Origin of the sequence: Kitasatospora sp. NPDC056783 (assembly GCF_042789895.1) — a bacterium.
Lineage (GTDB): Bacteria > Actinomycetota > Actinomycetes > Streptomycetales > Streptomycetaceae > Kitasatospora.
In genome coordinates, this window is record NZ_JBHUAF010000347.1 from 1 (window position 1) to 9,408 (window position 9,408).

General features: G+C 71.3%; 8 protein-coding genes. 2 read left to right on the forward strand and 6 right to left on the reverse strand.

Annotation, left to right across the window (positions count from 1 at the left end):
- Nucleotides 1-4: 4 nt before the first annotated feature.
- The 5 genes from pgl to tkt all read right to left on the reverse strand — a co-directional run bounded on the left by pgl (nucleotide 5) and on the right by tkt (nucleotide 6,839).
- A complete protein-coding gene (gene pgl / locus ACFRMQ_RS32775; protein ID WP_380734377.1) occupies nucleotides 5-793 on the reverse strand; it encodes a 6-phosphogluconolactonase in 789 nt (262 codons plus the stop codon).
- On the reverse strand, nucleotides 790-1,890 hold the full coding sequence (opcA, locus tag ACFRMQ_RS32780) for a glucose-6-phosphate dehydrogenase assembly protein OpcA (RefSeq protein WP_380734378.1): 1,101 nt from the start codon (nucleotides 1,888-1,890) through the stop codon (nucleotides 790-792). Before opcA ends, pgl begins: the two co-directional genes overlap by 4 nt.
- The gene (zwf, locus tag ACFRMQ_RS32785; RefSeq protein ID WP_380734384.1) at nucleotides 1,887-3,443 is read right to left on the reverse strand and encodes a glucose-6-phosphate dehydrogenase; all 1,557 of its coding nucleotides are present in this window, start codon (nucleotides 3,441-3,443) and stop codon (nucleotides 1,887-1,889) included. Before zwf ends, opcA begins: the two co-directional genes overlap by 4 nt.
- 61 nt (nucleotides 3,444-3,504) lie before the next feature.
- Nucleotides 3,505-4,647 (reverse strand): transaldolase, encoded by a 1,143-nt coding sequence (tal, locus tag ACFRMQ_RS32790; RefSeq protein WP_380734379.1) that lies wholly within the window; start codon nucleotides 4,645-4,647, stop codon nucleotides 3,505-3,507.
- A gap of 92 nt (nucleotides 4,648-4,739) precedes the next feature.
- A complete protein-coding gene (tkt, locus tag ACFRMQ_RS32795; protein ID WP_380734380.1) occupies nucleotides 4,740-6,839 on the reverse strand; it encodes a transketolase in 2,100 nt (699 codons plus the stop codon).
- Between the two features lie 461 nt (nucleotides 6,840-7,300).
- Here tkt and ACFRMQ_RS32800 point away from each other — a divergent pair, with 461 nt between their 5' ends.
- Nucleotides 7,301-8,248, forward strand: a complete 948-nt coding sequence (locus ACFRMQ_RS32800) for a heme o synthase (protein WP_380734381.1) — start codon at nucleotides 7,301-7,303, stop codon at nucleotides 8,246-8,248.
- A 66-nt stretch (nucleotides 8,249-8,314) separates the two neighbouring features.
- Here ACFRMQ_RS32800 and ACFRMQ_RS32805 read toward each other — a convergent pair whose 3' ends face one another.
- Nucleotides 8,315-8,956 (reverse strand): DUF2461 domain-containing protein, encoded by a 642-nt coding sequence (locus ACFRMQ_RS32805; protein ID WP_380734382.1) that lies wholly within the window; start codon nucleotides 8,954-8,956, stop codon nucleotides 8,315-8,317.
- A gap of 73 nt (nucleotides 8,957-9,029) precedes the next feature.
- Between ACFRMQ_RS32805 and ACFRMQ_RS32810 the strand changes: the two genes are divergently transcribed.
- The gene (locus ACFRMQ_RS32810) at nucleotides 9,030-9,359 is read left to right on the forward strand and encodes a hypothetical protein (protein ID WP_380734383.1); all 330 of its coding nucleotides are present in this window, start codon (nucleotides 9,030-9,032) and stop codon (nucleotides 9,357-9,359) included.
- The last annotated feature ends 49 nt before the right edge of the window (nucleotides 9,360-9,408 follow it).

Genomic DNA, 9,408 nt, shown 5'->3' on the forward strand with positions numbered 1-9,408 from the left:
GGACCTACGCCGAGGCCGGCGGGTAGAGCTGCGGCGGGATGCGCTCCGCGGCGGCGCGGTCCAGCAGCCACAGGGTGCGGCTGCGGCCGTACGCGCCGGAGGCGGGCGCCTGGAGCTCGCCGGGGCCGGACAGGGCCAGCGCGACCGCGCCCGCCTTGTCCTCGCCGGCCGCCAGCAGCCAGACCTCGCGGGCCGAGCGGATCGCCGGAAGGGTGAGCGAGACCCGGGTCGGCGGGGGCTTGGGGGCCCCGCGCACGCCGATCACGGTCAGCTCGGTCTCCCGCACGCCCGGGTGCTCGGGGAAGAGCGAGGCGACGTGGGTGTCCGGGCCGACGCCGAGCAGCAGCACGTCGAAGGCCGGGACACCGAGCCGGTCGCCCGGCTCGGCGGCCTTCGCCAGCTCCGCCGCGTAGCGGGCCGCGGCGGCCTCCACGTCCGAGCCGTCCTCCCCGTCCGAGGCGGGCATCTCGTGCACCCGCGCCGGGTCGAGCGGGACGGCGTCCAGCAGCTCGGCCCGGGCCTGGACGGCGTTGCGGTCCGGATCGGCGGCGGGCACGAAGCGCTCGTCGCCCCACCACAGGTCCAGCCGGCCCCAGTCGACCGCGTCGCGCGCCGGGGAGGCGGCGATCGCGGCCAGCAGGGCGTTGCCGTTGCGGCCGCCGGTGAGCACCACCGACGCGCTGCCGCGGGCGGCCTGGGCGTCCACGATCCGGGTGATCAGCCGGGCCGCGGCCGCCTGGGCCATCAGCTCCTTGTCCCGGTGGACGACCAGCTGCGGGGTCGCGTTGGTCATGCGCCTTCCTTGGTGGTGCGCTTGCCGGAGGCCTTGCGGCCGGGCTTGCGCTCCGCCGTGTCGGCGGTCACCCGGTCCGGGTTGGCCACAGCGGCCTCGGCGGCCTCCTCGACGGCCTCCTCGGCGACCTCCCGGGCGACCTTCTCGGCCGCCTGGGTCTCGGCGTTGGCCGGTTCGAGCAGCTGGTCGACGGGCGTGCGCACGGCCGTCGCGTAGATGTCGTCCGGGTCGAGGCGGCGCAGCTCCTCGGCGATCAGCTCCGAGGTCTCGCGCCGCTTGAGCGCCACCTGGCGGTCCGGCGAACCGGGCATCGACAGGGTGGCCAGCAGGCCGTCCGGGCGGTCCAGGGTGATGTCCCCGTCCTTGGTGCGCAGGTGCACCGCGGTGATGCCGGGGCCGTTGGTGACGACCCGCTCGACGGGCACCTGGAGCCGGTTGTTCAGCCAGAGGCCGAGCAGCTCGACGCTGGGGTTGTAGGACTCGCCCTCGACCACCGCGGAGACGATGGCGGACGGCCGCTGGTCCAGCGCGGCGGCCAGCATCGAGCGCCAGCCGGTGATCCGGGTCCAGGCCAGGTCGGTGTCGCCCGGGGTGTAGGCCTGCGAGCGCTGGGCGAGCTGGCCGACCGGGGACTCGGCGGTGACGGCGTCGGTGATCCGGCGCTGGGCGAGCGAGCCCAGCGGGTTCTGGGCCGGGTGCAGCGGGGCGTTGTCCGGCCACCAGACGACGGTCGGGGCGTCCGGCAGCAGCAGCGGCAGGACCACCGACTGGGCGTGCGCGGCGAGTTCGCCGTGCATCCGCAGGACAACCGTTTCGCCGGAGCCGGCGTCGGAGCCGACCAGGATCTCGGCGTCCAGCCGGGTCTCGGCGCGGGCCCGGGGCGAGCGCCCGGCGCGCTTGATCACCGCGAGGGTGCGCATCGGGTGCTCGCGGGAGGCGTCGTTGGCGGCCTTGAGGGCGTCGTAGGCGCTGCCCTCGTCGGTCACGATCACCAGGGTGAGCACCATGCCGGCGGCGCCGGAGCCGCGGGCCCGGCGCGCCTCCATGAGCGCGGCGTTGATCTTGCTGGACGTCGTGTTGGTGAGGTCGATCTTCATGGCCGGCGCCAGCTCCTGCCGTCTCGTGCGAGCATCTCGTCCGCTTCGACGGGGCCCCAGGTCCCCGCCGCGTACTGGGCGGGCTTGCCGTGGGTGTCCCAGTACTCCTCGATCGGGTCGAGGATCTGCCAGGAGAGCTCGACCTCCTGGTGGCGCGGGAACAGGTTGGCGTCGCCGAGCAGTACGTCGAGGATGAGCCGCTCGTACGCCTCCGGGCTGGACTCGGTGAAGGACTCGCCGTAGGCGAAGTCCATCGTGACGTCCCGGACCTCGAAGGAGGTGCCCGGCACCTTGGACCCGAACCGCACCGTCACGCCCTCGTCCGGCTGGACCCGGATGACCAGGGCGTTCTGCCCCAGCTCCTCGGTCGCGTAGGAGTCGAAGGGCAGGTACGGGGCGCGCTGGAAGACGACCGCGATCTCGGTGACCCGGCGGCCCAGGCGCTTGCCGGTGCGCAGGTAGAACGGCACGCCCGCCCAGCGGCGGTTGTTGATCTCCAGCTTGATGGCCGCGTAGGTGTCGGTCTTGGAGTCGGGGTTGATCCCGTCCTCGTCCAGGTAGCCGACGACCTCCTCGCCGCCCTGCCAGCCGGCCGCGTACTGGCCGCGCACGGTGTGCAGGCCGAGGTCGGCCGGGAGCTTGACGGCGCTGAGCACCTTGAGCTTCTCGGCCACCAGCGCCTTCGGGTGGAAGGATGCCGGCTCCTCGATGGCGGTGAGCGCCATCAGCTGGAGCAGGTGGTTCTGGATGACGTCACGGGCGGAGCCGATGCCGTCGTAGTAGCCGGCCCGGCCGCCGATGCCGATGTCCTCGGCCATGGTGATCTGCACGTGGTCGACGTACGACCGGTTCCAGATCGGCTCGAACATCTGGTTGGCGAAGCGCAGCGCCAGGATGTTCTGGACCGTCTCCTTGCCCAGGTAATGGTCGATCCGGAAGACCTCGTCCCGGGGGAAGACCTCGTGGACGACCTTGTTGAGCTCCTGGGCGCTCTCCAGGTCGTGGCCGAAGGGCTTCTCGATGACGGCGCGGCGCCAGGAGCCCTGCGGAGGGTCGGCCAGGCCGTGCTTCTTGAGCTGCTGGACGACCGTCGGGAAGAACTTCGGCGGGACGGACAGGTAGAAGGCGAAGTTGCCGCCGGTGCCCTGGGCCTTGTCCAGTTCCTCGATGGTCTCGCGCAGCTTGTCGAAGGCGTCGTCGTCGTCGAAGGTCCCGTGGACGAAGCGCATGCCCTTGGCGAGCTGCTGCCAGACCTCCTCCCGGAACGGGGTGCGGGCGTGGTCCCGGACGGCGTCGTGGACCTCCTTGGCGAAGTCCTCGTCGTCCCACTCACGGCGGGCGAAGCCGACGAGGGAGAAGCCCGGCGGCAGCAGGCCGCGGTTGGCCAGGTCGTAGATGGCCGGCATCAGCTTCTTGCGGGACAGGTCGCCGGTGACCCCGAAGATGACCAGACCGGACGGCCCCGCGATGCGCGGGAGCCGTCGGTCGGAGGGGTCACGAAGCGGGTTGACGGGGGAGGACGGGAGGTCGTCCGCGTCCGATACCGGCGTCAACTCCGGGAAATCAGTGCTCACTTGATGGGCTCCGCTTTCGTGCGCTGGCTGTGAGCAGGGGTCACTTCTCGTCGGCGAAGGAGGCGAGCGAGGCGGTGACGGTGTCGAGCAGTTCCTTCCAGGACTGCTCGAACTTCTCGACGCCCTCGTCCTCCAGCAGCTGGACGACGTCGTCGTAGTCCACGCCGGCGGCGGCGATCGCGTCCAGCACGGCCTTGGCGTCCGCGTAGTTCGGGACGATGGTGTTCCCGGTGACCACGCCGTGGTCGGCGGTGGCGTCCAGGGTGGCCTCGGGCATGGTGTTGACGGTGCCCGGGGCGACCAGCTCGGTGACGTACAGGGTGTCCGGCAGGGCCGGGTCCTTGACGCCGGTGGAGGCCCACAGCGGGCGCTGCGGCTTGGCGCCGGCGGCCTCCAGGGCGTTCCAGCGGGCGCTGCCGGCGGTCTTGCCGTCGACGCTGCCGAAGACCTCCTCGTACGCCTGGTAGGCGAGGCGGGCGTTGGCCAGGGCGGCCTTGGAGCGCAGGTCCTTGGCCTCGCCGCCGATCTTGTCCAGGCGCTTGTCGATCTCGGTGTCCACGCGGGAGACGAAGAAGGAGGCGACCGACTCGATCTGGGAGAGGTCCAGGCCCTTGGCCTTGGCGGCCTCCAGACCGGTCAGGTAGGCGTCGATGACGGCCTTGTAGCGCTCCAGCGAGAAGATCAGCGTGACGTTGACGCTGATGCCCTTGCCGATGACCTCGGCGATCGCGGGCAGGCCGGCCTTGGTGGCGGGGATCTTGATGAAGACGTTCGGGCGGTCGACCAGCCACCACAGCTGCTTGGCCTCGGCCACGGTGGGGGCGGTCTCGTGAGCCAGGCGCGGGTCGACCTCGATGGAGACCCGGCCGTCGCGGCCGTTGGAGGCGTCGTAGACCGGGCGCAGCACGTCGGCCGCGTCACGCACGTCCGAGGTGGTGATCATGCGGATCGCCTCGTCGGTGGTGACCTTGCGGACGGCGAGGTCGCGCAGCTGGCCGTCGTAGGAGTCGTCGCCGGAGCCGGCGATGGCCTTCTGGAAGATGGTCGGGTTGGTGGTGACGCCCACCACGTGCTTGTTCTGCACCAGTTCGGCCAGGTTGCCGGAGTTCAGCCGCTTGCGGCTGAGGTCGTCCAGCCAGATCGCAACGCCTTCGTCGCTGAGGCGCTTCAGTGCGTCAGTCATGGTGCTCAGTCCCTTTGTTCTTCTGCTTCGTGGTGTTGGTCGACGGGGCCGGGCCTTCGACGTGCGGGTCTCGGGCCCGGCCGGGGGTGTCGCTAGCGGTTGACGGCTTCGAGCGAGCGCAGGGCGTTGTGGGCCTCGGCGACCACGTGCTCGGCGGTGATGCCGAACTCCTCGTAGAGCACCTTGAAGTCGGCGGAGGCGCCGAAGTGCTCCAGCGAGACGATCCGGCCGTGGTCGCCGACCAGCTCGCGCCAGCCCTGGGCGATGCCGGCCTCGACCGAGACGCGGGCCTTGACCGACGGCGGCAGCACGCTGTCGCGGTACGCCTGGTCCTGCTCCTGGAACCACTCGAAGGACGGGACCGACACCACACGGGTGGCGATGCCCTCGGCCTCCAGAGCCTCGCGGGCCTTGACGGCCAGCTGGACCTCGGAGCCGGTGCCGAGCAGGATCACCTGCGGGTCGCCGGTGGACGCCTCGGCCAGGACGTAGGCGCCCTTCGCGGTGCCCTCGGCGGAGCCGAAGACCTCGCGGTCGAAGGTCGGGACGCCCTGGCGGGTCAGGGCCAGGCCGACCGGGCCGGGGTGGCTGGTCTGGCGCTCGATGATCGTGCGCCAGGCCACGGCGGTCTCGTTGGCGTCGGCCGGGCGGACCATGGCCAGGCCCGGGATGGCGCGCAGCGAGGCCAGGTGCTCGACCGGCTGGTGGGTCGGGCCGTCCTCGCCGAGGCCGATCGAGTCGTGCGTCCAGACGTAGGTGACCGGCAGCTTCATCAGCGCGGCCAGGCGGACGGCCGGGCGCATGTAGTCGGCGAAGACCAGGAAGGTGCCGCCGTACACACGGGTCCTGCCGTGCAGGGCGATGCCGTTCATGGTCGAGCCCATGGCGTGCTCGCGGATGCCGAAGTGGATCGTCCGGCCGTACGGGCTCGCCGACTTCAGCGGGTTGCCCCCGGGCAGGAACGAGCTGTCCTCGTCGATGGTGGTGAGGTTGGACTCGGCGAGGTCGGCGGAGCCGCCCCACAGCTCCGGGATCACCGCGCCGATCGCCTTGAGGGTGTCGCCGGAGGCCTTGCGGGTGGCGACGTCCTTGCCGGCCGGGAAGGACGGGACGGCCTTCTTCCAGCCCTCGGGCAGCTCGCCCGCCTGGATGCGGTCGTACTCGGCGGCGCGGTGGGCGTCACCGGCCCGCCAGGCGTCGAAGGACTGCTGCCACTGGTCACGGGCGGCCTTGCCCCGCTTGATGACCAGCCGGGCGTGCTCGATGACCTGGTCGCCGACCTCGAAGGTCTTCTCCGGGTCGAAGCCCAGGACCTTCTTGGTGGCGGCGATCTCGGCGGCGCCGAGCGCGGAGCCGTGCGCCTTGGCGGTGTTCTGGGCGTCCGGGGCCGGCCAGGCGATGATCGTGCGCATCGCGATGATCGACGGACGCGAGGTCTCGGCCTTGGCCGCGGTCAGCGCCTCGGCCAGGGCGGCCACGTCGATGTCGCCGTTGGACTTCGGGCTGACCCGCTGGACGTGCCAGCCGTACGCCTCGTAGCGCTTGAGGACGTCCTCGGAGAAGGCGGTCTCGGTGTCGCCCTCGATCGAGATGTGGTTGTCGTCGTAGAGGGCGACCAGGTTGCCCAGCTTCTGGTGGCCGGCCAGCGACGAGGCCTCGGCGGAGACGCCCTCCTCCAGGTCGCCGTCGGAGACGATGGCCCAGATGGTGTGGTCGAACGGGGACTCGCCGGCCGGGGCCTCCGGGTCGAACAGGCCGCGCTCGTAGCGGGCGGCCATCGCCATGCCCACCGCGTTGGCGATGCCCTGGCCGAGGGGGCCGGTGGTGGTCTCCACGCCGGCCGTGTGGCCGTGCTCGGGGTGGCCGGGGGTGCGGCTGCCGGCGACGCGGAAGGCCTTCAGGTCGTCCAGCTCCAGGCCGTAGCCGGAGAGGTACAGCTGGGTGTACAGCGTCAGGCTGGTGTGCCCGGGGGAGAGAACGAAACGGTCGCGCCCGGCCCAGGACGGGTCGGTCGGGTCGTGACGCAGGAAACGCTGGAAGATCAGGTAGGCCGCCGGGGCCAGCGACATCGCCGTCCCGGGGTGTCCGTTGCCGACCTTCTGGACGGCGTCCATGGCCAGGACCCGTGCGGTGTCGACCGTGCGGTCGTCCAGATCGGTCCACTCGAATGCGTTCGTCGGCGCAGTGCTCACCCTGTCTCAGGGCTCCTTCCATTGTGAAGAGTGACCCCGTGAATAGGGGACCGAGTCGGCCACGACGCTGTGGTCCCGACGTTGGGTGGTGCCGGTCACGGAGGGTAGATCCCGCTTCTGCGTGCGAGCCTACCGTCCGGGCCGTGCCTCACCCTGCGTGCTGGGAGAACCGACATTTACCCAGTCAGATTCCCACTTCGGTCTGATTGGTTTTATCCCAGACTCTCCCGATTCCCGGCCGGGCGCCGCTCCGGTGGTCGGGACGGGCTAGCGGGGCCCCGCGGAGGCGCCGGACGGCCCCACCCGGCGGGTTCACCCGGGGGTGTGCGATCCGCCTCGCCGGGGGACCCCGGAGCGGGATGGGATATATGGAGCGTCTATGGTGTCGTGGTACGCGCAGAGCGGACGATTCGGGACCCTTCGTTCCTGTGGACGCCTGCGAGGATTCATCTTCAGTTGGGGTGTTAGTGACCGCCGTCGAAACCCGTCCCGCCGGGGTCACCGGGGCGACTCCTGTGCACCGGCCGTTCGGGGCCCGTGTCGGCGCGTTCGTCGCACTGACCAAGCCACGGATCATCGAGCTGCTGCTGATGAGCACCGTGCCGGTGATGTTCCTGGCTCAACAGGGCGTGCCGAACATGCTGCTGGTGCTGAAGGTGGTCGTCGGCGGCTACCTCTCGGCCGGCGGCGCCAACGCCCTCAACATGTACATCGACCGGGACATCGACGCGGTCATGTCGCGCACCGAGCGGCGCCCGATCGTCACCGGGATGGTGTCGCCGCGCGAGGCGCTGGTGTTCGGCATCGCGCTGGCGGTCGTCTCGACCCTGCTGCTGGGCATCGGGGTCAACTGGCTGTCCGCCTGGCTGGCGCTGGGCGCGCTGCTCTTCTACGTGTTCGTCTACACGCTGGGGCTCAAGCGGCGCACCCCGCAGAACATCGTCTGGGGCGGCATCGCCGGCTGCATGCCGGTGCTGATCGGCTGGTCCTCGGTGACCGACTCGGTCTCCTGGGCCGCGGTGGCGCTGTTCCTGGTGGTGTTCTTCTGGACGCCGCCGCACACCTGGGTGCTGTCCATGAAGGTCCGCGACGACTACGAGCGGGCCGGCGTGCCGATGCTGCCGGTGGTCAAGGGCAACGTGGCGGTCGGCAAGCAGGTCGTCGTCTACTCCTGGGTGATGGTGGCGACCTCGCTGGCGGTGTGGCCGCTGGGGCACATGAGCTGGCTGTACCCGGTCGTCGCGGTGCTGCTGGGCGGGGCCTGGCTGCGCGAGGCACACGCGCTGTACGGGCGGGCCAAGGCCGGCATCGTGGGCGCGAAGCTCAAGGAGATGCGGCTGTTCCACTGGTCGATCACCTACCTGTCGCTGCTGATGGTGGCCTGCGCGGTCGACCCGTTCGTGAAGTAGGACTTCCCGCCGAAGGAGCCCCGGTCCGGTGGACCGGGGCTCCTTCGCGTTCTCGCATTCTCGCGTTCAGCGGCTCGGGAGTTCCGAGGGGCCGACGTGGCCGTCCAGCCAGTCCCGCAGCGGCTGGGAGGCGCGCAGGAAGGCGGTGATCCGGGTGTACGCGGTGCGGGTGCCCAGCCACGTCGCGGGCTCCCACTCCTGCCAGGCCACCAGGCCCTTGTGGCGCAGCAGCTCGATCCTGGGGTGGTCCTTGGGGTAGCCGCGCGGGGCCGACTTGAGGCTGTCCCGGCCGTGCACCCGCGGGCCGGCCTGCTCCACCCGGGTGATCACCCGCTCCAGCTCGGCGCCGCTGACATCCTCGGCGACGGCGGCGCGGTAACGCTCCAGCTGGTCGGGGGCGAGCTGGTACATGCCGTTGCCGCAGGCCAGGCCGTCGGCGGAGAGCTGGACGTAGCCGCCGGACTCCAGGTGCGCCCCGATGTGCGTCTTGTACGGGGACTTGTCGGCGCTGAAACGGACGTCGCGGTTGGGGCGGAAGATCTTCCCCGGCCCGAACTCGGGCTCCAGCTCGGCGAGCAGCAGCTCCATCGGGGCCCGCACGGCGTCGTCGTACCGCTCCCGGTGGGACTGCCAGAAGGTCTTCGAGTTGTCGGCCTCCAGGTGCTCGTAGAAGTCGAGCGCCTCGGTCGGCCAGCCCTTGAACGTCACGCCCCCAGTATGTGGCCCGGTGCACAGGCCGGTCCCGTCGCCAGCGCCACTACCGGTGGGTAGCATGCGGGGCATGAGCCCTGCTGAGACCGCCGCCACCGCGCCGGACGCCCGTACCGAGCGCCGCGCCAAGCGCATCGCCAAGAACCTGACCAGCTTCGCCCGGCAGCACGGGGGCAGCGCGGACGCGGTCGTCGAGTACGTCGGCTCCGTCGCCACCCGGATCGTCGTGGTGGGCGCGGACGGTGCCTGGGGCGACCAGGTGGCCCCCAGCTACGCCGTGGGCCGCCGGGCCGCGGAGCTGGCCGGGCTGACCCTGCACGACGAGTTCGGGGGCGAGCTGGGCCTCAAGGTGAAGACCGGCGAGTACGAGTGGAAGCGGATGGCGGGCATCCAGATCTGACCGGCCTCCCGGAACGACGGACGGCCCGGTTCCCCCGTGTGGGGGAACC

What these genes read in the sequence shown, in the direction of transcription:
- pgl (WP_380734377.1), bottom strand. Translation starts at nt 793, where the DNA reads ATGACCAACGCGACCCCGCAGCTGGTCGTCCACCGGGACAAGGAGCTG.
- opcA (WP_380734378.1), bottom strand. Translation starts at nt 1,890, where the DNA reads ATGAAGATCGACCTCACCAACACGACGTCCAGCAAGATCAACGCCGCG.
- tal (WP_380734379.1), bottom strand. Translation starts at nt 4,647, where the DNA reads ATGACTGACGCACTGAAGCGCCTCAGCGACGAAGGCGTTGCGATCTGG.
- ACFRMQ_RS32810 (WP_380734383.1), top strand. Translation starts at nt 9,030, where the DNA reads ATGAGCCCTGCTGAGACCGCCGCCACCGCGCCGGACGCCCGTACCGAG.